The sequence below is a fragment of the Achromobacter sp. EG18 genome, from assembly GCF_059759395.1.
On sequence record NZ_CM186213.1, the window covers coordinates 2,056,102 to 2,082,976 of the forward strand.

Consider the following 26,875-nt stretch of genomic DNA (forward strand, 5'->3'; position numbering starts at 1 on the left):
AACCGGGAAAACACCAAGCCGGGACTGGCGGTATGCTTGCGCTGCGCGCCGCTTCCAGCGCACCCGATCCGTCCACTTCCACCTTCGCGCCACCATGATCCGACACGCCCTCGCGCTTTCCCTGATGCTGTCTCCCGCCTTGGTCCTGGGCGCCTCCACACCGGACTACATGGGCCAGTACGACCGCTGCCTGCGCGATGCCGGCGTCACCAACAACGGCACCGTCGGCGCCTGCGCGGAAGGCGTCTCGGCGGCGGCCAAACGTGAAATCAACACGCTCTACGCCCGGGTCCAGGCACGCCTGGCCACTGACTACCCGGACGACGCCGCCAAGCTGGAACAGACCCAGAAGGCCTGGCTGGCGTACCGCAACGGCCATTGCGCGCTGGCCGGGGCGCATGTCGGTTCACCCATGTACGAGTATTGCCCGATGCTGCTGAACATCAACCGCGCCGACGAACTACGGGAATTGGCGGGCGACTGAGCGCGCGGCGCAACGCGCCGGCGCTTGCCGTGCCACGGTCACGTTGGTAACTTTGCCGTGCTCGGCCTCGCGTTCCCAACTTTTCGCATAGGACAGCGCCCACCATGACCATCGTCGTATACGCCGCCAACGCCCGCGCCCTTTGGGAAACCATCCAGGCGGACATCGCCCCCATCGGCGCCCGCGCCACGACCAGCGGCAACAGTTGGCGCAAGGACGACAGCGGCCGAGCCACCAAGATCTATCGCGCCACGCCCACGGGCCAGCATGACGAACGCGCCTATTTCGTCGGCACCGTGCGCACCGGCCAGCTGATGCTGCTGGACCTGCTGCCCGGCAGCGAGGCGCTGAGCTGGCCGCTGTTCGGCGCCTTGCACGGCCACCTGTCGGGGATGCTGCTGGCGACCTATCCCGATGCCATCCTGTCATTGAACCTGTTCCCCAACCGACCCACCGACACTTGAAAGGCACGCCGTGCTGTTGTTATCCGTATGTGTGCTGGCCGCCGCGTCGCTGGGCGTGCTGACGTGGCGCATCGTGCGCCGGCCCGAAGGCAAGACGCGCGGTGACATTGCCCGCGCAGGCGCCGCTGGCGCCGCCCTGTTCGCCGCGCTGGGTCCCCCCGTAGGCACCCTGGTGTTCGCGCTGTTTCTGGCCGCCGCCGCGATGAGCCTGGAATCGCTGTTCACGTCGGTCTTCCTGGTGCCCTGGTCGTACCTGTACGGCGGCGTGCCCGCGCTGCTGTGCGGCCTGGTGACGGGCGCCTGCCGGCCCGCCGTCGTGACATGGCGCTCGTATTGCTGGCCGGGGTTGCTGGGCGGTCTCTATGCCTTCGTTTTCCTCGCGGGCTTCGCCGTGCGCGAGAACACCCCGCCCGAGCTGGGCTTTCCGCTGTTCCTGGGCGGCGTGCCCGGACTGATAAGCGGCGTGGTCTGCGCTCGGGTGTTCTACGGCAAGCCGCAAGCCACCGCGGCCGCTTGAGCGCCGGCCCCGCCTTCGACCTCTCCCAAGGCGCCGCATTCGGCGCGCCGCCGATGGCGGCATCAACGCCCGCCAGCCGGCGGGCGTTTTCACCTCCCGGCTCAACCGCCGAAAGCGCGGCGCAACCGTTCCATTTCGGCCCGATTCAAGCGCTTGGCCTCGTCTTCGGCATAGTCACGCTCGCCCGCCTCGTATTTGCCTTCATAGATACAGCTGCTGCGGCTGACCCGGCATTCCAGGCTGACCCGTGACGAGTCGGAGCCGGAACCGGGGGCAGCGGGCGAAGACCAGGGATTGATGGACGAGGAGGAACAGCCGGACATGAGCGCGACAAGCAACAACAGGCCGCCGCGGCTAAGCATTTGAATCGACAACATTTATCCTCGCTCGACAAGAAAAGCTTCAGGGCTCTTTATAACAAGCAGGGGATCGGTGGTACAGGCGTGGGGTCCGGCGTGGAGTCCGGCGGGGGGGGGCCGGTATGGGGCTCCGGCCCTCAATACGGGGATTCAAGAGCGGCAGATGGCCCGCCAAATGAAAAACCCCGGGACACAGGGATGTCTCGGGGTTTGGGGGACACTGCCGCCGACGTATCGCCAGATCAGTGCCTGAATGGGGTTGGTGCGAAGGAGGGGACTCGAACCCCTACACCTGTTACGGCGTCAGGACCTAAACCTGGTGCGTCTACCAATTTCGCCACCTTCGCGTTAAGCCAAGCCCGCTATTGTAGCTTGCTTGTTAAAATCTTGCGTCATGAATCCGCGCCTCGATGCCCTGCACCCCTACCCGTTCGAAAAATTGCGCGCCCTGCTGGCCTCGGCCAGCGCGCAGCCGGACGGCCTGACGCCCATCAACCTGTCGATCGGCGAGCCCAAGCACGCCGCGCCCGAGCGCGTGGGACAGGCCATTCGCGATCATCTTGGCGGCTTGTCGGTGTATCCGTCAACCAAGGGCGATCCCGCACTGCGCCGGGCCATCGCCGACTGGCTGGCGCGGCGCTACAGCATCCCGGCGCCCGATGCCGAGACCCAGGTGCTGCCGGCGCTGGGCTCGCGCGAGGCCCTGTTCGCCTTCACCCAGACGGTGATCGATCCGTCGGCCGGATCGGTGGTGATCTGCCCCAACCCGTTCTACCAGATCTACGAAGGCGCCACCCTGCTGGCCGGCGCCACGCCCTACTACGTCAACGCCGACGCGCTGCGCAATTTCGCCTGCGACTGGACCCAGGTGCCGCAAGACATCTGGAAAAAGACCCGCCTGGTATTCGTCTGCTCGCCGGGCAACCCGGCCGGCAACGTCATGTCGCTGGACGAATGGAAGGACCTGTTCGCCCTGTCCGACCGCTACGGCTTCGTGATCGCCTCCGACGAGTGCTATTCCGAGATCTACCTGGACGAAGGCAATCCGCCGCTGGGCGGCCTGCAGGCGGCGCGCCGCCTGGGCCGCGACGACTACCGCAACCTGGTGGCGTTCTCCAGCCTGTCCAAGCGTTCCAACGTGCCGGGGCTGCGCTCGGGCTTCGTGGCCGGGGATGCCGCGCTGATCGGCCGCTTCCTGCTGTACCGCACGTATCATGGCAGCGCCATGAGCCCGCTGGTGTCGGCCGCCAGCATCGCCGCCTGGACCGACGAGACCCACGTCAAGGACAACCGCCGCCTGTACCGCGAGAAGTTCGAGGCCGTGCTGCCGATCCTGCAGAACGTGCTGGACGTCTCGCGGCCGCAAGCCTCGTTCTACCTGTGGGCGGCCACGCCGGGCTCGGATACCGCCTTCGTGCGCGACCTGTACGGCCGTACCGGTGTTACCGTGCTGCCGGGCAGCTTCCTGGCGCGCGAAGCGCATGGCGTGAATCCGGGACAGGGCCGCATCCGCCTGGCCCTGGTGGCGCCGTTGGCCGACTGCGTGCAGGCGGCCGAACGCATCGCCCATTTCGTACATACTTCTGTTTGATCAACCTTTTTTGAAAAGCTGAGCCGCTATGACTCTCGACCTGCAGACCACCATCGAAAAAGCCTGGGACGACCGGGCCAACCTGTCGCCCGTCGACGCCAGCGCCGAAGTGCGCGAAGCCGTCGAACACACCATCGACGGGCTGGACCTGGGCCGCCTGCGCGTGGCCGAGAAAATCAACGACGACTGGGTCGTGCACCAGTGGATCAAGAAGGCCGTGCTGCTGTCGTTCCGCCTGTACGACAACGCCATCATGGGCCAGGCCCCGCTGCAGTTCTACGACAAGGTGCCGCTCAAGTTCTCGGAATACGGCGACAACGCCTTCAAGCAAGGCGGCTACCGCGTGGTGCCGCCCGCCGTCGCCCGCCGCGGCGCCTTCATCGGCCGCAACGTGGTGCTGATGCCCTCCTACGTCAACATCGGCGCCTACGTCGATGAAGGCACCATGGTCGACACCTGGGCCACCGTCGGTTCGTGCGCCCAGATCGGCAAGAACGTCCACCTGTCCGGCGGCGTCGGCATCGGCGGCGTGCTCGAGCCGCTGCAGGCCAACCCCACCATCATCGAAGACAACTGCTTCATCGGCGCCCGCTCGGAAGTCGTGGAAGGCGTGATAGTCGAAGAGAACTCGGTGCTGGCCATGGGCGTGTACCTGTCGCAAAGCACCAAGATCTATGACCGCGCCACGGGCAAGGTCACCTACGGCCGCGTGCCGTCGGGTTCGGTGGTGGTGCCGGGCTCGCTGCCCTCGGCCGACGGCTCGCACAGCCTGGCCTGCGCCGTCATCGTCAAGCGTGTCGACGCGCAGACCCGCGCCAAGACCAGCATCAACGATCTGCTGAGGGCGTAATGCGCACGACCGCACGGCCGCCCGAAGGGCGTGCACCCTCCCTTGGGGAGGCAGCCGCGCAGCGGCAGGAGGGCCAACCTCCTTCGGTTGTTCTGGATCTGGTCAAGGACCTGATCGCCCGTCCGTCGGTCACCCCGGCGGACGCCGATTGCCAGGCGACGCTGGCCGCGCGCCTGGCGCGCATCGGCTTCACCTGCGAGACCATCGCCCAGGGCGGTGTCACCAACCTGTGGGCGCGCCGTGGCGACACTGCGCCGCTGGCGGTCTTCGCCGGCCACACCGACGTGGTGCCGCCGGGCCCGCGCGAGAAGTGGGAAAGCGATCCGTTCGTGCCCACCGAGCGCGATGGCTACCTTTATGGCCGCGGCGCCGCTGACATGAAAAGCTCGATCGCCGCCTTCGTGGTGGCGGCCGAGGAATTCGTGGCGGCCAACCCGCGGCACGGCGGCTCGATCGCCCTGTTGATCACGTCCGACGAGGAAGGCCCGTCGATCGACGGCACCGCCATCGTCTGTGACGCGCTCAAGGCGCGCGGCGAGCAGATGGACTACTGCATCGTCGGCGAACCCACCTCGGGCGACGTGCTCGGCGACACCTGCAAGAACGGCCGCCGCGGCTCGCTGTCGGGCAAGCTCACGGTCAAGGGCATCCAGGGCCACGTGGCCTACCCGCACCTGGCGCGCAACCCGGTGCACCAGCTGGCGCCGGCGCTGGCCGAGATCGTCGCGATCGAATGGGACCAGGGCAACGAATACTTCCCGCCGACCACGTTCCAGGTCTCGAACCTGAACTCGGGCACGGGCGCCACCAACGTGGTGCCGGGCGAGGCGGTGGCGCTGTTCAACTTCCGCTTCTCCACCGCCAGCACGCCGGAAAGCCTGAAGGCGCGGGTGCACGAAGTGCTGGACCGCCATGGCCTGGAATACACGCTGGACTGGGAACTGGGCGGCGAGCCTTTCCTGACCCCGCGCGGTTCGCTGACCGATGCGTTGGTCAAGGCCATCCGCGACGAGACCGGCGTGACGGCCGAGCTGTCGACCACCGGCGGCACGTCCGACGGCCGCTTCATCGCCAAGATCTGCCCGCAGGTCATCGAGTTCGGCCCGTGCAACGCCACGATCCACAAGGTCAACGAGCGTATCGAGCTGGCCTCGCTGGACCCGCTCAAGAACATCTATCGGCGCACGCTGGAAAACCTCCTCCTGCCCGCCAAGTAAAAAGCCTCTCATGCCTCAAAACGCCCGCCAAGAACTGCTGACCCTGCGCGACCTGATCCGCTACGGCGTATCGCGCCTGAACGCCGCCCAGGTGGCGCTGGGACACGGCAGCGACAACGCCTGGGACGAGACGGTCTACCTGGTCCTGCACGCGCTGCACCTGCCGCTGGACACGCTGGAACCCTTCCTGGACGCCCGCGTGCTCGACGAAGAACGCAACCGAGTGCTGGACCTGATCGACCGCCGCGTCACCGAGCGCGTGCCGGCCGCCTATCTCACCAACGAGGCCTGGCTGCGCGGGCATCGCTTCTACGTGGACGCGCGCGTCATCGTGCCGCGCTCGCCCATCGCGGAACTGCTGGACGAAGGCCTGTCGCCCTGGGTGCAGGACGCGCAGGCCGTCGACAGCGTGCTGGACATGTGCACCGGCTCGGGCTGCCTGGCGATCCTGTCGGCGCTGGCCTTCCCGTACGCGCAGGTGGACGCCGTCGACGTGTCGCCCGACGCGCTCGAGGTCGCCCGCCGCAACGTCGACGACTACGGCCTGGCCGACCGGCTGGCGCTGCACCAGAGCGATCTGTTCGACAGCCTGCCCGAACGCCAGTACGACGTCATCGTCTGCAACCCGCCCTACGTCAACAGCGGCTCGATGGACGTGCTGCCGCAGGAATACCGCCACGAGCCGCACCTGGCCCTGGCAGGCGGCGCCGACGGCATGGACCTGGTGCGCCGCATCCTGCAGGCGGCCCCGCGCTACCTGTCGGAGAACGGCGTGCTGGTGCTGGAGATCGGCCACGAGCGCGATTTCTTCGAAGCCGCCTTCCCTGAACTGTCGCCGGTGTGGCTGGATACGGAGCAAGCCTCCGACCAGCTGCTGTTGCTGACCCGCGAGCAGTTGACGACGTGATCCGCGCCTCTGGATTGACCCTGCGTCGCGGCACCAAGGTGCTGCTGGACGACGCCGAATTCGTGGTGCACCCCGGCGAACGCGTCGGCATCGTCGGCAAGAACGGCGCCGGCAAGTCGTCGCTGTTCGCGCTGCTGACCGGCGCGCTGGACCTGGACGCCGGCAACCTGGCGCTGCCGGCCGGCTGGCGCATCGCCAGCGTCGAACAGGAACTGCATGCCGACGACCGCCCCGCGCGGGAATTCGTCATCGACGGCGACACGCCGCTGCGCGCGCTGCAGGCGCGCCGCGCCGAGCTGACCGACGACCAGGGCACGCAGATCGCCGAGGTCGAGGCGGCGCTGGTGGAGGCCGGCGCCTGGAGCGCGGCCTCGCGCGCCGAGCAACTGCTGGCCGGCCTGGGCTTCAAGCCGGCCGAATGGACCCAGCCGGTGGCGAGTTTCTCCGGCGGCTGGCGCATGCGCCTGGCGCTGGCGCGCGCGCTGATGGCGCCGTCCGAACTGCTGCTGCTGGACGAACCCACCAACCACCTGGACCTGGACGCCATGCTGTGGCTGGAGAAATGGCTGGCCGCCTATCCCGGCACCGTCATGCTGATCTCCCACGACACCGAGTTCCTGGACGCGGTGGCCAAGTCCATCCTGCATTTCGACCACGCCAAGCTGGTGCGCTACCGCGGCGGCTACGGCGATTTCCTGACACAGCGCGCCGAGCGCCTGCGCCAGACCAACATTGCCTACGAACGCCAGACCCGCGAAGCGGCGCGCCTGCAAGGCTTCATCGACCGCTTCAAGGCCAAGGCCTCCAAGGCCAAGCAGGCCCAGAGCCGGGTCAAGGCCCTGGCGCGCATGCAGGTGCTGGCGCCGCTGCACGCCGAGGCCGGCATCGACATCCGCATCCCCTCGCCCGAGCAGGTGCCGGATCCGCTGCTGACGCTGGAACACCTGTCGGCCGGCTACACCGACGCGGCCGGCAACGAGGTGCCGATCCTGCGCGACGTGACGCTGATGGTGCGCGCCGGCAGCCGCGTCGGCGTGCTGGGCGCCAACGGCGCCGGCAAGAGCACGCTGATCAAGACCCTGGCCGAGGAACTGCCGGTGCAGGCGGGCGAACGCCGCGCCTCGCGCGGGCTGGCGATCGGCTACTTCCACCAGCACCAGCTCGACATGCTGGACGTGGACAGCACGCCGCTGGCCCACCTGGCGCGGCTGTCGCCGGAAACGCGCGAGCAGGAATTGCGCAATTACCTGGGCGGCTTCGGCTTCTCGGGCGACACGGTCAATAGCAAGGTCGGCCCCATGTCGGGCGGCGAGAAAGCCCGCCTGGCCCTGTCGCTGATCGTCTGGCAGAAGCCCAACCTGCTGCTGCTGGACGAGCCCAGCAACCACCTGGACGTCGAAACGCGCGAGGCCCTGGCCGCGGCGCTGGCCGAGTTCGGCGGCAGCATGCTGCTGGTGTCGCACGATCGCCACCTGCTGCGCACCACCGTGGACAGCTTCTGGATCGTGGCCGACGGCGCCGTGCGCGAATTCGACGGCGACCTGGAGGACTACCGCGACTGGCTGGCGGCCCGCAACGCCGGCGAACGCGCCGAGGCCGCCCGCGAGAACGCCGAGAACGGCGAGGCCGTGGTCGACCGCAAGGCGCAACGCCGCGCCGAGGCCGAGCAGCGCCAGCGCCTGTCGGCGCTGCGCAAGCCGCTGGAAGCCAAGCTGGCCAAGGTCGAGGCCGAGATGGAGAAACTGCGGGCCAAGCTGCAGGCGCTGGACGGCGTCATCGCCGACCCGGACCTGTATTCCGACGCGCGCCGCGCCGAGCGCCAGAAGGTCATGGCCGAACATGGCGAACACGGCAAGCGCATGGAAACGCTGGAAGAGCAGTGGCTGGAGCTGCAGGGCTCGCTCGAAGAGATCGAGCAGGGCGAAGCCTGAGCCGCGGGCGGACGGCATGCGCCGTCCGCCCTTGCCATCGGCAGGCAATACTCAATAACAATAATAATTATCATTTATAATTTGACGCGAATCTGACTCTATCTGGCGCGAGGCGTCAGCGACATGTCTTCGCTTACCGACGTATTTCTCCGGCACTACCGCGAAGTGCTGGGCTTTCTGGCCATGCGCACGGGCTCGCGCGACGTGGCCCAGGACTGCGCCCAGGACACCTGGATCAAGCTGGCAGAGTTCCAGGACAAGACCCTGCCGGACAACGACCGCGCCTATGTGTTTCGCGTGGCGGCCAATATCGCCACCGACTGGCACCGGCGCCGCGGCCGCGAACTGAGCACGGTCGCCGACTACGCCGCGGCGCAGCCGCCGGCCTTCGAGGCCGACACGCTGGAAGTGGCCTCGGCCAACCAGCTGCTGCGCCGGCTCGAAGCGGCGCTGCTGCGCCAGCCGCGCCGCAGCCTCGACGTGTTCGTCCTGCATCGCCACGAAGGGCTGACCTACCGCGCCATCGCCGAGCGCCTCGCGATCTCGGTCAGCGCGGTCGAGAAACACATGATGCGCATCCTGCTGGCCTGCGACCTGGCGCTGTCGGCGTGAGCAGGACTGACGCCCTTGGCCCCGCCGCGAGCGCCGACGAGCAGGCCTCGCGCTGGGTCATCCGCCGCAGCGGCCAGCCGCTGGACCCGCAGGCGCAGGCCGAATTCGACGCCTGGTACCACGCCGATCCGCGCCATGCCGCCGCCTACGAGCGGCTGGCGCGGGTGTGGCGCCGCATGGGCGAGATCGATCGTGGCAAGCTGGCCGCGCGCCCGCCCCGCAAGCGCCGCACGGCGCTGGCGCTGGCGCTCGTCGCCGCCGCCGGCATCACCGCCTATACGCTGCGCGACTTCCAGCCCGGCGCCGACTACGCGAGCGACACGCAGCCGCTGCGCGTCGCCCTGCCCGACGGTTCACGCGCCATCCTGGACGCGCATTCGGCGATCGCCCTGGACTTCGGCCCCGAGAGGCGCGAGGTGCGCCTGCTGGCCGGCCGGGCGCTGTTCGAAGCCGCGCCGCGCGGCGCCGACGGGCCCGCCTTCACCGTCGTCACGGCGGACGCCACCGTCACGGCCCTGGGCACCCGCTACACGGTCGCTCGCGACAGCGACACAACCCGCATCACCGTCTACACGCACCAGGTGGCGGTGCAATGCCTGGCCTGCGCGGACCGGCAACCGCAGACACTGGACGCCGGGCAACGCATGACGGTTTCGGCCAACGGCATCGATCGCGACCCGGCCCCCCCCGAAACCGCGCCCGCCTGGAGCCAGGGGCTGCTGGCCTTCAACGACACCGCGCTGCCCGACGTCGCCGCGCAACTGGCGCGCTACACCGGCAAGCGCATCCTGGTATGGGGCGAGCGGGCGCGCGCCACGCGTGTGTCCGGCACGGCCGGCATCGCCGATCCCAGGCGCGCGCTCGACCTGCTGCTGGCGCAGACCAAGGTCGAGATCACCGACCTGCCCGGCCTTCTGATCCTGCGCTGACCACGGCCCCGCCGCGGGCATGGCACGGCGGGCGCGGTCTGCATGTGCCTGGACCGCCCCGCGCGTTGCCTGGGTCAGGCAAAACCAGCCGCGTCCCTCCCCCGTTCCAGGCATTTCCCAATCGGTAAATAAGAATCAATATAAATTATTCATCAATTCCGCAATGAGGGGTTTCGTCCTACGTCGCGTCCTACGGCTGACATCACCACAGCGTAGGACGTTTTCATGCCTTTTCCTCTTGACGGCAGGCGCCGGTCCGGCGTCCCGGCCGCCCTTCTTTGCCTCATGCTGGCCATTGCCGCGCCCGTTGGCGCCCAGCCGCCAGCGCGCACGCAAACCTACGACATGCCGGCCCAGTCCCTGGGCAATGCGCTGCTCGCGCTGGGGCGCCAGTCCGGCCTGGAAATCTCCTTCCCGCCGGCCGCGGTGGCCGGCAAGATGGCCCCCGCCCTGCACGGCGAATATTCGGCGCTGCTGGCGCTCGATCGCCTGCTGGCCGGCTCCGGCCTGGCCCTGCGCGCCGACGGTCCTGGCCGCTACATCGTGTTCGTCGACAAGGCCAACCCATTCTCGACCTCGCGGCTGGAGCCCGTGCGCGTCTATGGCGAGCAGACCGGCGAACGCGTTTTCGACAAGGAGGAGATCGCCACCACGCCCTCCTCCAACCACGACCTGAGCACGCTGGTGGCAAACCATCCGGCGGTGCGCACCAACCCGGGCGCCGCCGGTTCGCAGAATCGCGGCTCGCTCAACGTCGAGGACATTTCCTTCCACGGCGCCAGCCCCTACCAGAACCTGTTCCAGATCGACGGCATCGACGCCACCAACCGCGTCGACCCGGCCAGCAAGAACCTGAACCTGCAGGTCGGCAACGTGCCCAGCAATCCGCAGTCGTACTTCATCGACACCAGCCTGCTGGAATCGGTGCGCGTCTACGACAGCTTCGTGCCGGTCGAGTACGGCCGCTTCACCGGCGGCGTGGTGGATGCGCGGCTACGCCGCTTTTCCGGCGAAAACCACCTGAAGTTCGACTACCGCTGGAACACGTCGAAGATGACGCGACAGCACGTGTCCGAGGGCGAGGAGAACAGCTGGGCGCAGGGCCAGCCGGGCTATTCCCCCGAATGGAAAAAGCGCTTCTACTCGGCAGTGGGCGACTTCGCCTTCAACGACAAAGCCGGCGTGGTGCTGGCCATGTCGCGCCGCGAATCCGACATCACGCGCTGGAACATGGGGGTGGACGACGACGGCCAGCCGCAGCAGGGCCAGGACACCTATCGCGACCGCGTCGACAACTTCCTGGGCAAGTTCAGCGTGCGCGCCAGCGCCGACACCACCGCCGACCTGACGCTGAAATACAGCGACCGCAGCGAGACCCTGTCCAGCTACCTGTTCCGCGACACCCGTTGGGACAACAACCACGGCGCCTACGGCCTGAGCGGCAACCTCGAGCATCTGTTCCAGGGCGGGCGCTTCGCGCTGCAGGCCGGCTGGGACCACGCCACCAGCGACCGGCAGTCCGTCGGCGACGAGCTGGTGACTTACCAACCCTACAGGCTGCCGCGATACACCGCGGGCGGCTTCGGCAAGGAGCAGACGCGGCAGGACACCTGGACCCTCAAGGGCCGCGTCGACCTGGATCCGGTGCGCACCGGCATCTTCACCCACAGCCTGTACGCGGGCGCCGACCTGCAGCAGGTCGAGGCGGGCTTCAAGCGCTTCCAGGACTCGTATTCGTTCCGCCGCGTCTACGACAACAAGGGCGCCCACCAGGACTTCAGCAAGGTCCACTATCTGCCCGGCACGGTCAACGTGAAATACAGCATGGCAAGCGTGTACCTGTCCGACCGCATCGAGTGGCAACGGCTGGCGCTGGACGCCGGGCTGCGCTACGACCGCGAGACCTTCCTGGGCAACACCAACGTGTCGCCGCGTACCCGCCTGGAGTGGGACGTGCTGGGCTCCGGCGACACGCTGCTGAGCGCGGGCTGGTCGCGCTACTACGGCAGCGAGGTGCTGGAGACGGCGCTGGAGGCCGAACGCAGCCGCCTGCGCCGCCAGGTGCTCGACAGCAAGGGCAGGCCCGTGGCCGATGGCGGCAAGGAGTACTTCGTCGATTACCGCGGCCTGCGCATGCCGTATGACGACGAATGGGCGGTGTCGCTGCGCCAGCGCATGGCGGGCATCGAAGGCCTGCTGAGCTACGTGCATCGCAACGGCCGCGACCAATGGACCAAGAGCGGCACCGACGCGGCCGGCTACACCTATGCCAACGACGGCTTTTCCACCACCGACGGCGTCAGCCTGACGCTGCGCACGCTGGAGCCCTGGCGCCTGGGGCCAACGCGCTGGAACATGCAGGCATCGTGGAGCTGGCAGAAGCGCAAGACCAACGGCGACCTGGTCACGGGCTACACCGCCGATGCGCGCGACCCGGACGACCGGGTGATCTACAACGGCTCGGAGATCCGCGCCATCGACCTGCCGCCCAGCACCTTCTACCAGCCCCAGGTCGCCTCGCTCACACTGATCGGCGCCTACCCGCGCATGGGACTGACGTGGAGCAACAAGCTGAACTGGCGCAGCAAGCGCGACGCCACCATCTACGTCGGCGTCGGCCCGCGGCCGCAATCCCTCGACCGCTACGAATCGGGCGAATTGCCGTCGTACTGGACCTGGGACACCAAGCTGGCCTGGCAGCCGACGTTCGCGCGCAACCTGGAATTCACGGTGGAAGTGCTGAACCTGCTGAACCGCATGCCGGCGGTCACGGCCAGCAACCCGAACCTGAAGACCAACCGCAGCACGTTCCAGTCGGGACGCGAACTGTGGCTACAGGTGGGATATCGGTTCTGAAACGGGCCTGACCAGCGGGGCTGACAAACGGGCCTGAAAAACGGACCTGACAAACGGGCCTTACATTCGGCGCGAGCATTCATCTGGTCTGAGTTCGACACGCCACCGCGCACATTCGCCGTTTTGGCGCTGAGGTACTGCACCGACCGCGGCGTCCTATGGCTGGTTTTCATTCAGCCAAGGACGCTTGCATGCCCCGCTCTTTCAACGGCCGTTTCCGCCCCTCCGCGTCGATCGCGATCTTCTGCGCCATGCTGGCCACGACCGCGCCCGCCCTGGCCCAGTCGCCCGACCGCACCTTCGCCTACGACATTCCGGCGCAACCGCTGGGCGACGCCTTGCTGGCGCTGGGCCGCCAGTCGGGCCTGCAGATTTCGTTTCCGCCGGCCGCCGTCGCCGGCAAGGTCTCGTCCGCCCTGCGGGGCGAAACCTCGGCGCTGGCGGCGCTGAACCAGTTGCTGGCAGGTTCCGGCCTGGCGCTGCGCGCCGACGGGCCGGGCCGCTATATCGTGTTCGTGGACAAGACCAATCCGTTCTCCGTATCGCGGCTGGAGCCGGTGCGGATCTATGGCGAGCAGATCGGCGAACGCGTCTACAGCCGCGAGGAAATCGCGCAAACGCCATCGTCGAACCGGGATCTGAGCACCTTGGTGGCCACGCATCCGGCGGTGCGGACGAATCCGGGCGCGGCCGGTTCGAAGAATCGGGGATCGTTGGACGTCGAGGACATTTCATTCCATGGCGCCAGCCCTTACCAGAATCTGTTCCAGATCGATGGCATGGACGCCACCAACCGCGTTGATCCGGCTAGCAAGAATCCGAACCTGGTCGTAAACAACGTACCCAGCAATTCGCAGTCCTACTTCGTCGACACCAGTCTGCTGGAAGCGGTGCAAGTGCATGACAGCTTTGTGCCTGTGGAATACGGTCACTTCACTGGCGGCGTGGTGGATGCGAAATTGCGCCGCTTCTCCGGGCAGAACCATCTGAAACTGGACTACCGTTGGAACAACTCCAACATGACACAACAGCGCACGGCGCATGGCGACGAGCAAAAGTGGTCACAGGGCCACTTCGACTATTCACCCAGGTGGAAGAAGAACTTTTACTCGGCACTAGGCGATGTCGCATTCAGCGAAAAGGCCGGCATGGTATTGGCATTATCTCGTCGCCAATCCGACATCACGCGAGCAGCTATGGGCGTTGATAGCAAGGGCCAACCGGAGTTGCGCGAAGGAACCTACAGCAACCAGATCGATAATCTCCTGGGAAAATTCAGTGTGCGTCCGTCCTCAGACACCGTCGCCGACCTGACGCTGAAATACAGCGAGTATCACCAGGCTCTGGCCGACGCCTATTTCCGCGACACAACCTGGGACAATTATCACGGCGGACGCGGCGTCAACGGCAAACTGGAACATCGATTCCAGGGTGGGCGCTTCTCACTACAAGCGGGATGGGATCGCGCCACCAGCCACCGGCAGTCCGTTCGTGAAGAGTTCGTATCCTATTTCACTCCGCCGATCAAAAAAGTGCAGTACTCGGTGGTGGGCTTTGGCAAGGAACAGACGCTGCAGGACACGGAAGTTCTCAAGGGCCGCGTTGACCTCGATCCGCGACGCACCGGCATGTTTACCCATACTGTCTACGCAGGTTCCGAGCTGGAGCAGACCCACGCCCGATTCAAGCGATTTCAGGACGCGTATGCGTACCGCCGCAGCCAGTTCGCCGATGGCACTGTCCAAGATAGCAATAGAACCCACTACCTGCCCGGCACAGCTGAGGTAAAGCATCACACTGCCAGCCTGTATCTGTCGGATCGTATCGAATGGAAACGGCTGGCCCTGGATGCCGGGCTGCGCTACGACCGCGACAGTTTTCTTGGCAACAACAATCTGGCGCCCCGCACGCGCCTGGATTGGGACATGTTCGGAACGGACAACACCGTGCTGAGCATGGGATGGTCCCGCTACTACGGCGCACAGATACTGGGCATCGCCATGGAGGCGGAGCGTGCGCGCCTGAAAATAAACGAGACGGACAAGGACGGAAACCCGAGGGCGAATGGCCGCAAACCGTACACGGTGGACTACAAAGGGCTGCGCACGCCGTATGACGATGAATGGGCGATATCGCTGCGCCAACGATTGGCGGGTTTGGAGGGCGCGCTGAACTATGTGCATCGCGACGGGCGGGACCAGTGGACAAACGTCAACATCAACGCCAATGCTTCCCGCTACAACAGCGATGGTCGTTCCACGACCGACGGCATCAACCTGACCGTGCATACGCTTCATCCGATGGCCCTGGGAAGAACCCGCTGGACCATGCGCGCCACTTGGGGCTGGCAGCGGCGCCGGGCCAATACCGAGTTGGCCAAGGGCTATAACGACCACGCGGGGGACCCTGATGAACAGGTGCTCTATAACAATGCGCAGATTCGCGCCTTCGACCTGCCAACCAATTCATTCTTCCAACCGCAAGTCGCCACCTTGACCGTGACCGGCGCGTATCCGGGAGCGGGCCTCACGTGGAGCAACGCATTCAACTGGCGCGGTGCCCGCGACGCGATTTTCTATGCAGGCAAAGGACCGGCTCCGGACTTTCTCAACAGCTACACATCGGAAAGGTTGCCATCCTACTGGACCTGGGACACCAAGTTGAAATGGCAGCCCACCTTCGCGCGCAACCTGGAACTGACGATCGAAGTTCTGAACCTGCTCAATCGCATGCCAGCAGTCACGGGCAATCGACCCAGACTCACGGCGGACCATCGTACCTATCAGTCCGGACGCGAACTCTGGCTACAGATCGGCTACCGCTACTGACGAAATCGGACGATATGACCGACCGTTCGTTGCTTCACAGCTGAGGTCCTGGCTGGCTTGCGGCGTCCCACTGCCGAAATCCACGGAGCCAGGGACGCCCTCATGCCACGCCATTTGCACCCCACACGCACATCGACGCTTCTTTTCTGCACCTTGCTGGGCCTGGCCATTCCCGCGGCCGCCCAGCCGCTGACCGACACCCTGCGCCTGTGCATCCCCTCCCTGCCGCTGGGCGACGCGCTGGTCGAACTGGGCCGCCAATCCGGGCTGGAGATCTCGTTCCCGCCCGACGCGGTGGCGAACAAGATGTCGCCGGTCGTGCGGGGCCGGTTTCCGGCCCGGCTGGCGCTTGACCAGATGCTGGAAGGCTCGGGCCTGGCGCTGCGCGCGGACGGCGAAAACCGCTACATCATCTACGTCGACAAGCCGGACCCGGCCAGCACCTCGCGGCTGGAACCCGTGCGCGTCTATGGCGATCAGGTCGGCGAGCGCCTCTACGACCAGCAAGAGATCGCCGCCACGCCATCGTCCAACCGCGACCTGAGCACGCTGGTGGCCAACCACCCGGCGGTGCGCCCCCACCCGGGCGCGGCCGGCTCGCGGAATCGCGGCTCGCTCGATGTCGAGGACATTTCGTTCCACGGCGCCAGTCCCTACCAGAACCTGTTCCAGATCGATGGCATCGACGCCACCAATCGCGTCGACCCGGCCAACAAGCAGCTGGCCCAGGTGGGGGGCAACGTGCCCAGCAATCCGCAGTCGTACTTCATCGACACCAGTCTGCTGCAAGCCGTGCAAGTGCGCGACAGTTTCATCCCGGTCGAGTACGGGCGTTTCAACGGCGGCGTCGTCGATGCGCGGCTGCGCCGCTTTTCCGGCGAGAACCACCTGAAGTTCGATTACCGCTGGAATACGTCGAACATGACCCAACAGCGCGTCTCGCCCGGCCAGGAGAACAAATGGGCCCAAGGAGAACCCGGCTTCACGCCGCGATGGAAAAAACGCTTCTATTCGGCCGTGGCCGACATCGCCGTCAACGACAAGGCCGGCCTGGTGTTGGCCATGTCGCACCGGCAGTCCAGGATCGAACGCTGGATCATGAGCGTGGACGACAAGGGCAAGCCCCTGCGCACGCCCAACATCTATGGCGATCGCATCGACAATTTCCTGGGAAAATTCAGCGTGCATGCCAGCGCCGACACGGTGGCCGACCTGACGCTGAAATACAGCGACCGCGGTGAAACGCTGGCCAGCAACATGTTCCGCGACACGCATTGGGACAACAACCATGGCGCCTATGGCGTCAGCGGCAACCTGGAACACCGTCTCGGCGCGGGACGCCTGACGCTGCAGGCCGGCTGGGACCACGCCATGAGCAACCGCCGCTCCATGAGCCGCGAGTGGGTGACGACGCGCCCGTATGGGTTGCCGTCGTATTTCAAGGGAGGCTTCGGCCGCGAACAGAAGCAACAGGACACCCTGGCGCTCAAGAGCCGTATCGATCTCGATCCGCTGCACACCGAAGCGTTCACGCACAACGTGTACGCGGGGATCGACATGCAACAGGTCGACGCAGCCTTCAAGCGTCCGCAACTGTCCACGGCCTACACGCGCACCTACCGCAGCGCGGACACCTACGTCGATACCAACCTGTCGCTGTGGCGGCCGGGCAATGTGCGCGCGCGCTCCCGCACGGCCGCCCTGTACCTTTCCGACCGCATCGAGTGGCGTCGCCTGGCGCTGGATGCCGGGCTGCGTTATGACCACGAGAGCCTGTTCCGCAGCAACAACGTGGCGCCGCGCACGCGCCTGGACTGGGACGTGTTCGGGTCGGGCAACACCTTGGTGAGCGGCGGCTGGTCGCGCTACTACGGCGGCCCCGTCCTGGAAACCGCGCTCGAGGCCAGGCGCCTGAGGTTGTTGAAACGCGTGACGAACTTCGAGGGCAAACCGGTACCCGCGGACGAGCAGGATTTCTCGGTCGACTACAGCGGCCTGCGCATGCCGTATGACGACGAATGGGCGCTGGCGCTGCGCCAGCGCGTGGCGGGATTGGAGGGCTCGCTGAGCTATGTGCGCCGCAACGGCCGGCAGCAGTGGATCAAGACCGGCAAGATCAATACGGGCTTCAAGTACCGCAACGGCGGCGGCTCCACCACCGACGCCGTCAGCCTGACATTGCACACGCTGGAACCCTGGCATGCCGGCCCCACCCGCTGGACCATGCAAGCTTCGTGGAGCTGGCAGAAGCGCAAGACCAACACCGATCTGATCACGGGCTATGGCGGCGACGCCCGCGGCCCCGACGAACGGGTGATCTACAACGGCTCGGAGATCCGTGTCATCGACCTGCCGCCCAGGAGTTTCTACCAGCCCCAGGTGGCCACCCTCGCGCTCACCGGCACCTACCCCAAGGCCGGGCTGGCCTGGAGCAACATGCTGAACTGGCGCGGCAGGCGCGACGGCGTCATGTATGTCGGCAAAGGTCCCTCGCCGTACCTGCTGGACAGCTACAAGTCGGGCGGCCTGCCGTCCTATTGGACCTGGGACACGCAGCTCACCTGGCAACCCACCTTCCTGCCGCGCCTGGAACTGACGGTGGAAATCCTGAACCTGCTCAACCGCATGCCCGCGATTGTCGCAAGCAATCCCAACCTGGCGGCCGACAACAGCACCTATCAGTCAGGGCGCGAACTCTGGATGCAGGTCGGCTACCGCTTCTGACGACAAATCAGACCATGCGCCATGGAGCGCCACGGTCTTCGTCCCTAACATGCGCCGTGGCCATACCGGCCACGGCGCGGGTTCTCCATCGGGACGCCAGCCGCGCCGTCACGCAGGAGCATTTGCATGGCATTGAGCCGATCCCAGACCGCAGTCAAAGCCGCCATCGTGGACCACGGCCGGCAGCGCGGCTTCAGCCCCCCGACCATCCAGATCGCGGCAGACATTGCCTACATCGAATCGGCGTTCGGTGCCTCGCCGCGCGCCGTCGACGCCGGCTCGAGCGCATCGGGCCTGTTCCAGTACACGGACGAGGCCTGGTACTCGCACCATCAAGCCGCCGGCGAAAAGGACGCCCCCGGCAGCCAGATCGCCGCCTTCTACACCGACCTGGCGACCTACGTGGCCCGGTACCACAGTCCCGCCACCAATCGCCATATCCCCGACGACATGCCGCTGGGGGAATTCGTCTTCATCATGCACCACGGCGGACGGGGTGGCCCGGTCCTGTTCAAGGACACCGCGCGCGATCTCTACCGCAAGCATGTCACCGACGACACCCGGTTGCTGACCGCCGCCCATCCCTCCCCCTGCCCCGGCGCGCTCGTGCTCGACGCCGAGGCCTACACCGGCTATCCGGTGGCGGGTGACAGCGCGGGATGCATCAAGATGGGCCCGGACGGCGTGGCGTATATCGACTACATCCTGGAACCCCTGCTGTCGCGAGCGGAACGGCGCGGCATCGTCGAACGGGATCCCGACGGGGCATTCCGCCTTCTTGGCGAATGAGGGACCGGCAAGGCAGGACCGGCAACGACGCGGCGCCAATCAAAAGGCGCCTGGCACGGGTCATCGATCGAATCTCACGCATCAATCAAAAAATCGAAATCCATATAGATTATTCATCGATTGCGTGCTGAGGTATTGCAGATGTCGCAGCGTCCTACGCCTGACACCAACGCGACACGGAACGTATCGATGCCTCTGCGTGGCAAATCCCGGCTCCAGCAGAACGCCCTGGCCGCCTTCGTGCATGCCATTCCGCTGGCCCTTATGCTCTTCACCCCGTCCGCCGCATCTGGCCAGCAGCCCGCCTCCACGCCATCCGGCATCGCGTCCAACGCCGCCGCTTGCCACGACCCGGCGGGCTGGAACATCGCCTGCCTGCGCGCGCGCTATTCCGGACCCGCGGCCGCCTGGCCCACGCCCACCATCGACGCCGGCGTGCAATGGCATGAATGGGCGCCGGTCCCGCCCGTCGCCAGCCCCCCGCTGCAATGGACCGCCGCCAACCCCGGCCAGGCCGAACTGGCCGCCGACGTGGCGCGGCCGGCAGTCGTGGCGCTGGGCCAGATGCTGTTCTTCGATACCCGCCTGTCGCGCAAGGGCGAGGTGTCCTGTGCCTCCTGCCACCAGCCGCAGCGCGCCTTCACCGACGGCCTGCCGCTCGCGGTGGGCGAGGACAAGCTGATGGGCCGACGCCGCTCCACGCCGCTGTATGCCGCGCCGTTCGCGCCACGGCTGTTCTGGGATGGCCGCGCGGCCAGCCTCAAGGAACAGGTGATGGGGCCGCTGCACGACCCGCGGGAAATGAACCACGACGCCACCGGAGCGGTGGCGCGACTGCGGCAGACCGACATGTATCCCCCGCGCTTCCTGGAGGCGTTCGGCGGCGCGCCCGCGGCGGCGTCTCCAGCGGCTGCATCGGCTTCACCAACAGTTGCATCGGCTTCATCGGCGGCTACCTCAACGGCATCCACGACGGCATCGACGCCGGCATCCGCGATCGACGCCGACCGCCTGGCGCGCGCACTGGCCGCCTACGTGGCCTCGCTGCGCCCCGAGAAGACGCGCTTCGATGACTTCCTGGCCGGCCGCGCCGATGCGCTGGACGACACCGAACTGCTGGGCCTGCACCTGTTCCGCACCCAGGCGCGCTGCATGAACTGCCATAACGGCCCGCTATTGACCGACCACAAGTTCCACAACATCGGCCTGTCGTTCTACGGCCGCCGCAACCAGGACCTGGGGCGCTACGAGGCCACGCGCGATCCCGCCGACCTGGGCAGGTTCCGCACGCCGAGCCTGCGCAACGTGGCGCAAGCCGGCCCATGGATGCACAACGGCCTGTTCCCGGACCTGCGGGGGCTGCTGCGGATGTACAACGCCGGCATGGGCCGCGAAGCGCCGCCGGCCGACCCCCCGGATCCGCATGCGCCGCGCAAGTCGGCGCACATCAAGCCGCTCGACCTGAGCCCGGCCGAGATCGACGCCCTGCTGGCGTTCCTGAAGACCTTGTAATGCGCTCCGCCGACAACGCGGCGCTGGAAAAAAGAATGGCCGCGGCGAAAGCCGCGGCCATTGGACCTTTCGCTGCGCGAACGGCCGCGCCCTGGCGGACAGCGGCCGTCAGGCGCGCATCACGAATAGGGACGTTCGCGCAGGCGCGTGTGGTGATCGACCACGGTGTCGATCACTTCGCGCAGAATGGTCTCGGCCAGGGCCGGCGGCACGCCGGCCTCTTCGGCCAGGCGCCGGATGCGCTGGACCTGCTGGTCCTCGCGCACCGGATCCACCAGGTCCATGTCGTTGGCCTGCTTGAGCTCACCGATCATGTCCGTGCAGCGAAAGCGCACGCCGAGCAGCAGGATGATCTGCTGGTCGATCTCGTCGACCTCGGCGCGCAGCGATGCCAGTTCGGCTTTCGGGGAATCTTGATTGGCCATGTCTTTCAACCTTGAACGATATCCAGCTTGGCGATGCCCAGCGCCAGCGTCTTGGACCCGACATCGCGGAAATGGATCTCCGCCTGGGCGTCCTGCCCCCCGCCGCTCAGGCTGACGATGGTGCCGTCACCGAAACGGGCGTGGTGCACGCCCTGCCCTACACGATACTGCTTGTCGCCGACGGTGACGCCGGAGGCCGTGCCGCGCGGTTGACGCGGCGCAATGGTGTTGGTGGGCTTGCGGCCGAAGGCGTCGCCGCGGTTGCCGTTCCAGCCGCCACCGGCGCTGAGCGCCAGCGCCAGGCCGGCCTTGGGCGACAGCCACTTGAGATGCTGCTCGGGAATTTCGTCGAGAAAGCGCGAACGCATGGCGTAGCGCGTCTGGCCATGCAGCATGCGGCTTTGCGCCAGGCTGATGTACAGGCGCTGGCGCGCGCGGGTGATCGCCACGTACATGAGGCGGCGTTCTTCTTCCAGGCCGGATTGCTCCAGGATGCTGTTCTCGTGCGGGAACAGGCCTTCCTCGAGGCCGGTGATGAAGACGGCGTCGAACTCCAGGCCCTTGGCCGCGTGCACGGTCATGAGCTGCACGGCGTCCTGGCCCTGCTGGGCCTGGTTGTCGCCGGCCTCGAGCGCGGCGTGCGACAGGAAGGCCGCCAGCGGCGTCAGGCCGTCGGACACCACCGGCGCCGCGTCGACCACCCCGGGCATCAGCGTGCTGGAGGTGGCCTGCTCGGGCACCACGCCGGCGGGCATGCCGTCGTAGTTTTCCTCGGACGCGAACACCGCCGCGGCGGTGATCAGTTCGTTCAGGTTTTCGAGGCGCTCGGCGCCTTCGCGCTCGGCCTTGTAGTGCGCGTTCAGGCCGCTGGCCTCGAGCATGTGCTCGACCATTTCGGGCAGCGGCAGGTCGCGCGTTTCCTCGGTCATGCGATGGATCAACTGGGCGAACTGGGCCAGGTTGGAGCCGCCCTTGCCCGCCACCAGCGCCACGGCCGCGTACAGGCTGGAATCATGCGCGCGGGCCGCGTCGGCCAGCTGTTCCAGCGTGCGCGCGCCGATGCCGCGCGTGGGGAAATTCACCACCCGCATCCACGAGGTGTCGTCGTGCGGATTGGCCATCAGGCGCAGGTAGGCCAGGGCGTGCTTGATTTCCTGGCGCTCGAAGAAGCGCAGGCCGCCGTAGACCTTGTAGGGTATGCCGGCCGAGAAGATGGCGTGCTCGATCACGCGCGACTGCGCGTTGCTGCGGTAGAGCACGGCGATCTCGCGCCGCAGGCTGCCTTCGTGGATCAGCGAGCGGATCTCGTCGACGATCCATTGCGCTTCCATGCCGTCCGAGGGCTGCTCGATGACGCGCACCGGTTCGCCTTCGCCCTGGTCGGTCCAGAGGTTCTTGCCCAGGCGGCCGCTGTTGTGGCCGATGAGCGCGTTGGCCGAATCCAGGATGTGGCCGTACGAGCGGTAGTTCTGCTCCAGGCGGATGACGGTGCCGCGGGCGTAGTCGCGCTCGAAGTCGGACATGTTGCCGACGTTGGCGCCGCGGAACGCGTAGATCGACTGGTCGTCGTCGCCCACGGCGAAGATCGCCGCGCCGCCGCCGGCCAGCAGCCGCAGCCACTTGTACTGCAGCGTGTTGGTGTCCTGGAACTCGTCGACCAGGATGTGGCGGAAGCGGCGCTGGTAGTGCTCGCGCACCGGCGCGTTGCGCGACAGCAGTTCGTAGGCGCGCAGCAGCAGCTCGGCGAAGTCGACCACGCCTTCGCGCTGGCACTGGGCTTCGTAGAGCTGGTAGATCTCGATCAGGCGGCGGCGATGCGCGTCATAGGCTTCGACGTCGGCGGGGCGCAGGCCCTCTTCCTTGGCGCCGTTGATGAAGCGCTGCACGTCGCGCGGCGGGTATTTTTCGTCGTCGACGCCGTTGGCCTTCATCAGCCGCTTGATGGCGGCGAGCTGGTCGGTGACGTCGAGGATCTGGAAGGTCTGCGGCAGGCCGGCGTCGCGATGATGCGCGCGCAGCATGCGGTTGCACAGGCCGTGGAAGGTGCCGATCCAGAGGCCGCGCGTATCGATCGGCAGGATGGCCGACATGCGCGCCAGCATTTCGCGGGCGGCCTTGTTGGTGAACGTGACCGCCAGCAGCCCAAAAGGCGAGGCCTGGCCGGTTTGAATCAGCCAGGCCATGCGGGTGGTGAGCACCCGGGTCTTGCCGCTGCCCGCCCCGGCCAGGACCAGGGCGTGCTGCGGTTCTAACGTTACTGCGGCGCGTTGTTCAGGATTGAGTTTCTCTAGCATCATGCCGCGTAGCGGCGCAGACGTTGAGCGAATTGCTCGAGCCCGGCGATGCCGCTTTGCTGGGCGCGCTGGCACCAGGCCTGCAGGTCATGGAGGAGCTGTTCGCTGCTGGCGCTGGAGCTTTCCCAGATGCGGCCGAGTTCGCGGCGCATCTGCACCAGCGTCGACAGCGACTTGTTCTGGGCGATGGCCTTGTCCACGGCTTCGAGTTGCTCCGGTTGCAGGATGTCCTCGTTGCGGTGGATGGCGCGGCGCACCTTGTGCAGCTTGTTCCAGCCGCATTCGGCGTTGCCGTCCTGGCGCGAGGCCTTCAGCTTGGCCAGTTCCTCGCGGGCGGCGCTCTTGATCACGTCCGCGTAGCGGGCCATGACTTCGTAGCGGTGCGTGATCACGCCTTGCAGCGTGCGCAGGTCGATGCCGGTCTTGGAGTCATCCAGCTTGAGCTTGGGCGCGACCTTCTTGATCTTGGCCAGACCCAGGAACTTCAGGATGTTGATGTAGCACCAGCCGATGTCGAACTCATACCACTTGGCCGAGAACTTGGCCGACGTGCCGTGGGCGTGGTGGTTGTTGTGCAGCTCTTCGCCGCCGATCACGATGCCCCACGGAAACACGTTGGTGCTGGTGTCCGGGCTGTTGTAGTTCCGGTAGCCCCAGTAGTGGCCGATGCCGTTGACGACGCCGGCCGCCCAGAAGGGGATCCAGGCCATCTGCACCGCCCACACCGTGACGCCGATCGCGCCGAACAGGGCGATGTCGATGGCGAGCATGGTCAGCACGCCCCACAGGCTGTGCTTGCTGTAGACGTTGCGTTCGAGCCAGTCGTCAGGCGTGCCGTGGCCGAACTTGGCCATGGTTTCCTTGTTGTTGGATTCTTCGCGGTAGAGCTCGGCGCCGCGGAACAGCACCTTCCAGATGCCGAACAGGATGGGCGAATGGGGATCGCCTTCCTTTTCGCACTTGGCGTGATGCTTGCGGTGGATGGCAACCCATTCCTTGGTGACCATGCCGGTCGTCATCCAGAGCCAGAAGCGGAAGAAGTGCATGACGGCCGGATGCAGATCCAGGCCCCGGTGCGCCTGGCTGCGGTGCAGGAAGACGGTGACGGACACAATGGTGATGTGCGTCATGACCAGGGTGAAAACGACGATCTGCCACCAAGTGGCTTGGGTCAAACCGCCGGCAATGAAGGAGAGGATGTAATCCATAAAGCTGTAGTGAGCCTCGCTTGAAGAGTGCCTGAAGTTTAGCTTACCTTTGCCGCCTTATGACAACGGAGTTTCAAAATAGTTGTTGAGCGAAATCAAGGACTAAGCCCTGCTTTTGACATTTTGACGGCAAGTTCGCGGCCGGGTTGGCGGCCCGTTCGCGGCGCGACTGGCGCTTTCCTGGCGGGGAATCGTCTTCGCGCAGTCACTGGGTTTTGGCCTTCTTTCGCGATTAAAGTTCCTGTCAGGCTGGGCCGCTGTCTTGCAGGCGCCACGCGCCTGGCGCACACTTCGGTCCGCCGTCACCGCTCCCACCGTCATACGATGTTCTGCAAAATAACCCGTCCCCATTTATTTGCCGCCTTGAGCGCCGCAATCGCGTCCGTGGCTGCACCGGCCGCCGCGCAGTCGCTGAAAACCGGGGACATAGCCGTATTGGCGTCCTATTACGAGATCCGCGGGTCGGACTGCCTGGCGCTGCGCGCGCCGCGCGTGACCATCACCCTACAGCCGCGACTGGGCACCGCCAGCATCGTGCAGACCCGCGGCCAGTCCAGCGACTCGGGACGTTGCGCATATAAGACAGTGCCGATCGCGCAACTGGTCTACCAGGCCAGGCAGCCTGGGTCCGATTCGCTGGCCTGGGAAGTCAAATACCAGAATAAGACGGTGGGAACGCGCCGCTACAGCGCCACGCTCGGCATCGCGCCGGCTCCCTGAGCGCTTCCCCACCCCGAACGCCCCCGAGCGGCGCCTGAGCGGCACCCTGAGCTGCTCTTTCAGCGCCTCCCCGCATGGCCGCCGTGCGCGGCTGCCGCGCCGCTTCCGCAAGTCATCCGCCGGGAAGGCGGCCGTGCCGCCGCCGGCGGGCCCATCGATGGACCCGCCGTTGGCCTGACCGGCAGCGGATTCAAGCCGAAGGCTTGTCCTGGTCGGCGGCAGCGCTTGCGGGGACAGTCTCATCCGCATCCGCAACCGCCGCTTCGGCCTCTTCTTCCGGCAGCACCTCGGCATCGGCCTCGATGGCGGCCTGCGTCGCGTCCTCGGCCGCGGCGGCGTTCTTCTTGCGGCGCTCGAAAACGGCGGCGAAGAAGCCGTCGGTGCCGTGGACGTCCGGACGCAGCTGGACGTACGGCCCTTCGAGCTTCAGGTTGTCGCAACGGCCCGCCAGGATCTCGGCGGCGTCCAGGCGCTCGAAGTCCGGATGGCTGGCCAGGAAGCGTTCTGCCTGCACTTCGTTTTCCTCGGCCAGCAGGCTGCAGGTGGCATAGACCAGCCGCCCGCCGGGCGCGACGCAGCGCGCGGCGCTGTTGAGGATGCGTTCCTGCAGTTGGCCAAGCTCGGCCAGCGCTTCGGGGTGCTGGCGCCATTTCAGGTCGGGATTGCGGCGCAGCGTGCCGATGCCGCTGCACGGCGCGTCGACCAGCACGCGCTGGGCCTTGCCGGCCAGGCGCTTGACGCGGGCATCGTTTTCGCTGTCGATCGCCACCGGCACCACGTTGGACAGGCCGCTGCGGGCAAAGCGCGGCTTGGCGCGCGCCAGGCGGGCGGCCGAGACATCAAAGGCGTAGAGCCTGCCGGTGGACCGCATCAGCGCGCCCAGCAGCAAGGTCTTGCCGCCCGCGCCGGCGCAGAAGTCGATGATCATTTCGCCGCGGCGCGGGGCTACCAGCAGGGCCAGCAACTGGCTGCCCTCGTCCTGTACTTCGATGCTGCCGTTCTCGAACTGCGGCCAGCGGTTGATGGCCGGGCGGCCTTCCATGCGGATGCCCCAGGGCGAGTATGGCATGGCCACGGGTTCGTAGCGGCCGGCGCTCTGTTGCAGTTCGGCGAGCATGGCGTCGCGCTCGACCTTGAGCGGATTGACGCGCAGGTCCAGGCTGGCCTGGCGGTTGAGCGCCTCGATCAAGGTTTCGGGGCTGTCCATGGCGCCCAGGCGCTCGTCGAGCCAGTCGGGGATGCTGCCACGGACGGCGCGCGGCAGCGTCGCCAGGTCGATCTGCAGGACGCGCTGGAGCCATTCGGCTTCGGCCGGGTCCAGGCCTTCCTGCAGCGTTTCCTTGCCCAGGGTGGCGGCCAGGCCCAGGATGGCCAGGCGGCGCGAAGCCGGCCCGACGCCGCTTTCGCCGAACTGGCGGTAGCGGCGCAGGTGGCGCAGCACATCGTAGACGGCTTCGGCCACTTCCGAGCGGTCGCGCGCGCCCAGGCCGGGATGGCCACGCAGCCAGTGCGACAGGGCCGCGTCGGCCGGGTAGGTCCATTGCAGGATCTCGCCCAGCACGCGCTGCACCTGGTCGATGCGGCTGGCGGCATACGACAGGCGCGGCCGGTTGAATTGCGGCTTCTGCGGGGCGGCGTCACGCTGGCCATGGCCTTCG

The 26,875-nt window shown here is 66.8% G+C and carries 21 protein-coding genes and 1 tRNA gene; 16 read left to right on the forward strand and 6 right to left on the reverse strand.

Going from position 1 to position 26,875, the window contains the following annotated elements; genetic code table 11:
* The first annotated feature begins 94 nt into the window (after positions 1–94).
* The 3 genes from AC6CR5_RS09355 to AC6CR5_RS09365 all read left to right on the forward strand — a co-directional run bounded on the left by AC6CR5_RS09355 (position 95) and on the right by AC6CR5_RS09365 (position 1,465).
* Positions 95–484 (forward strand): lysozyme inhibitor LprI family protein, encoded by a 390-nt coding sequence (locus AC6CR5_RS09355; RefSeq protein WP_006386210.1) that lies wholly within the window; start codon positions 95–97, stop codon positions 482–484.
* A gap of 104 nt (positions 485–588) precedes the next feature.
* Positions 589–948: a hypothetical protein gene (locus AC6CR5_RS09360; protein WP_020928346.1), complete on the forward strand. Its 360-nt coding sequence runs from the start codon at positions 589–591 to the stop codon at positions 946–948.
* A gap of 10 nt (positions 949–958) precedes the next feature.
* On the forward strand, positions 959–1,465 hold the full coding sequence (locus AC6CR5_RS09365; protein ID WP_498085559.1) for a hypothetical protein: 507 nt from the start codon (positions 959–961) through the stop codon (positions 1,463–1,465).
* Positions 1,466–1,566: 101 nt separating this feature from the next.
* Here AC6CR5_RS09365 and AC6CR5_RS09370 read toward each other — a convergent pair whose 3' ends face one another.
* Both AC6CR5_RS09370 and AC6CR5_RS09375 read right to left on the reverse strand, forming a co-directional pair.
* Entirely contained in the window at positions 1,567–1,842 is a 276-nt protein-coding gene (locus tag AC6CR5_RS09370; protein ID WP_020928348.1) for a hypothetical protein, read from the reverse strand.
* 242 nt (positions 1,843–2,084) lie between these two features.
* Positions 2,085–2,171, reverse strand: a tRNA-Leu gene (locus AC6CR5_RS09375).
* A gap of 47 nt (positions 2,172–2,218) precedes the next feature.
* Here AC6CR5_RS09375 and dapC point away from each other — a divergent pair.
* The 12 genes from dapC to AC6CR5_RS09435 all read left to right on the forward strand — a co-directional run bounded on the left by dapC (position 2,219) and on the right by AC6CR5_RS09435 (position 20,570).
* Positions 2,219–3,415: a succinyldiaminopimelate transaminase gene (dapC, locus tag AC6CR5_RS09380; protein ID WP_047991177.1), complete on the forward strand. Its 1,197-nt coding sequence runs from the start codon at positions 2,219–2,221 to the stop codon at positions 3,413–3,415.
* 28 nt (positions 3,416–3,443) lie between these two features.
* On the forward strand, positions 3,444–4,265 hold the full coding sequence (dapD, locus tag AC6CR5_RS09385; RefSeq protein ID WP_006386215.1) for a 2,3,4,5-tetrahydropyridine-2,6-dicarboxylate N-succinyltransferase: 822 nt from the start codon (positions 3,444–3,446) through the stop codon (positions 4,263–4,265).
* Complete coding sequence (gene dapE, locus AC6CR5_RS09390; RefSeq protein ID WP_238919809.1) at positions 4,265–5,482, forward strand: succinyl-diaminopimelate desuccinylase; 1,218 nt, start codon at positions 4,265–4,267, stop codon at positions 5,480–5,482. The genes dapD and dapE overlap by 1 nt, the downstream gene beginning before the upstream one ends.
* A gap of 10 nt (positions 5,483–5,492) precedes the next feature.
* A complete protein-coding gene (gene prmB / locus AC6CR5_RS09395; RefSeq protein WP_498085560.1) occupies positions 5,493–6,389 on the forward strand; it encodes a 50S ribosomal protein L3 N(5)-glutamine methyltransferase in 897 nt (298 codons plus the stop codon).
* A complete protein-coding gene (locus tag AC6CR5_RS09400; protein ID WP_102964890.1) occupies positions 6,386–8,320 on the forward strand; it encodes an ABC-F family ATP-binding cassette domain-containing protein in 1,935 nt (644 codons plus the stop codon). The genes prmB and AC6CR5_RS09400 overlap by 4 nt, the downstream gene beginning before the upstream one ends.
* Before the next feature lie 123 nt (positions 8,321–8,443).
* Positions 8,444–8,932 carry an RNA polymerase sigma factor gene (locus AC6CR5_RS09405; protein WP_006386219.1) on the forward strand — a complete coding sequence of 163 codons (489 nt, stop codon included), beginning with the start codon at positions 8,444–8,446 and terminating at the stop codon, positions 8,930–8,932.
* Complete coding sequence (locus AC6CR5_RS09410) at positions 8,929–9,861, forward strand: FecR family protein (RefSeq protein WP_200221527.1); 933 nt, start codon at positions 8,929–8,931, stop codon at positions 9,859–9,861. The genes AC6CR5_RS09405 and AC6CR5_RS09410 overlap by 4 nt, the downstream gene beginning before the upstream one ends.
* 285 nt (positions 9,862–10,146) lie before the next feature.
* Entirely contained in the window at positions 10,147–12,717 is a 2,571-nt protein-coding gene (locus tag AC6CR5_RS09415) for a TonB-dependent receptor plug domain-containing protein (RefSeq protein WP_498085739.1), read from the forward strand.
* Between the two features lie 191 nt (positions 12,718–12,908).
* Positions 12,909–15,545 (forward strand): TonB-dependent receptor plug domain-containing protein, encoded by a 2,637-nt coding sequence (locus AC6CR5_RS09420; RefSeq protein ID WP_498085561.1) that lies wholly within the window; start codon positions 12,909–12,911, stop codon positions 15,543–15,545.
* 102 nt (positions 15,546–15,647) lie between these two features.
* A complete protein-coding gene (locus AC6CR5_RS09425) occupies positions 15,648–18,269 on the forward strand; it encodes a secretin and TonB N-terminal domain-containing protein (protein WP_498085562.1) in 2,622 nt (873 codons plus the stop codon).
* A gap of 126 nt (positions 18,270–18,395) precedes the next feature.
* Complete coding sequence (locus AC6CR5_RS09430) at positions 18,396–19,058, forward strand: hypothetical protein (protein WP_498085563.1); 663 nt, start codon at positions 18,396–18,398, stop codon at positions 19,056–19,058.
* A gap of 189 nt (positions 19,059–19,247) precedes the next feature.
* Positions 19,248–20,570 carry a cytochrome-c peroxidase gene (locus AC6CR5_RS09435; RefSeq protein WP_498085564.1) on the forward strand — a complete coding sequence of 441 codons (1,323 nt, stop codon included), beginning with the start codon at positions 19,248–19,250 and terminating at the stop codon, positions 20,568–20,570.
* Between the two features lie 119 nt (positions 20,571–20,689).
* Here AC6CR5_RS09435 and AC6CR5_RS09440 read toward each other — a convergent pair whose 3' ends face one another.
* The 3 genes from AC6CR5_RS09440 to AC6CR5_RS09450 are packed head-to-tail and all read right to left on the reverse strand — an operon-like array spanning position 20,690 to position 24,497.
* Positions 20,690–20,995 carry a chorismate mutase gene (locus AC6CR5_RS09440; protein WP_006384334.1) on the reverse strand — a complete coding sequence of 102 codons (306 nt, stop codon included), beginning with the start codon at positions 20,993–20,995 and terminating at the stop codon, positions 20,690–20,692.
* Positions 20,996–21,000: 5 nt separating this feature from the next.
* On the reverse strand, positions 21,001–23,292 hold the full coding sequence (locus tag AC6CR5_RS09445; protein ID WP_498085565.1) for a UvrD-helicase domain-containing protein: 2,292 nt from the start codon (positions 23,290–23,292) through the stop codon (positions 21,001–21,003).
* The gene (locus AC6CR5_RS09450; RefSeq protein ID WP_006384332.1) at positions 23,289–24,497 is read right to left on the reverse strand and encodes a DesA family fatty acid desaturase; all 1,209 of its coding nucleotides are present in this window, start codon (positions 24,495–24,497) and stop codon (positions 23,289–23,291) included. The genes AC6CR5_RS09445 and AC6CR5_RS09450 overlap by 4 nt, the downstream gene beginning before the upstream one ends.
* A 384-nt stretch (positions 24,498–24,881) precedes the next feature.
* Between AC6CR5_RS09450 and AC6CR5_RS09455 the strand changes: the two genes are divergently transcribed.
* Positions 24,882–25,217 (forward strand): hypothetical protein, encoded by a 336-nt coding sequence (locus AC6CR5_RS09455; protein ID WP_223821439.1) that lies wholly within the window; start codon positions 24,882–24,884, stop codon positions 25,215–25,217.
* A 190-nt stretch (positions 25,218–25,407) separates the two neighbouring features.
* Here the strand turns inward: AC6CR5_RS09455 and AC6CR5_RS09460 are convergent, their stop codons facing one another.
* Positions 25,408–26,778 (reverse strand): RsmB/NOP family class I SAM-dependent RNA methyltransferase, encoded by a 1,371-nt coding sequence (locus tag AC6CR5_RS09460; RefSeq protein WP_349666354.1) that lies wholly within the window; start codon positions 26,776–26,778, stop codon positions 25,408–25,410.
* Positions 26,779–26,875 lie beyond the last annotated feature (97 nt).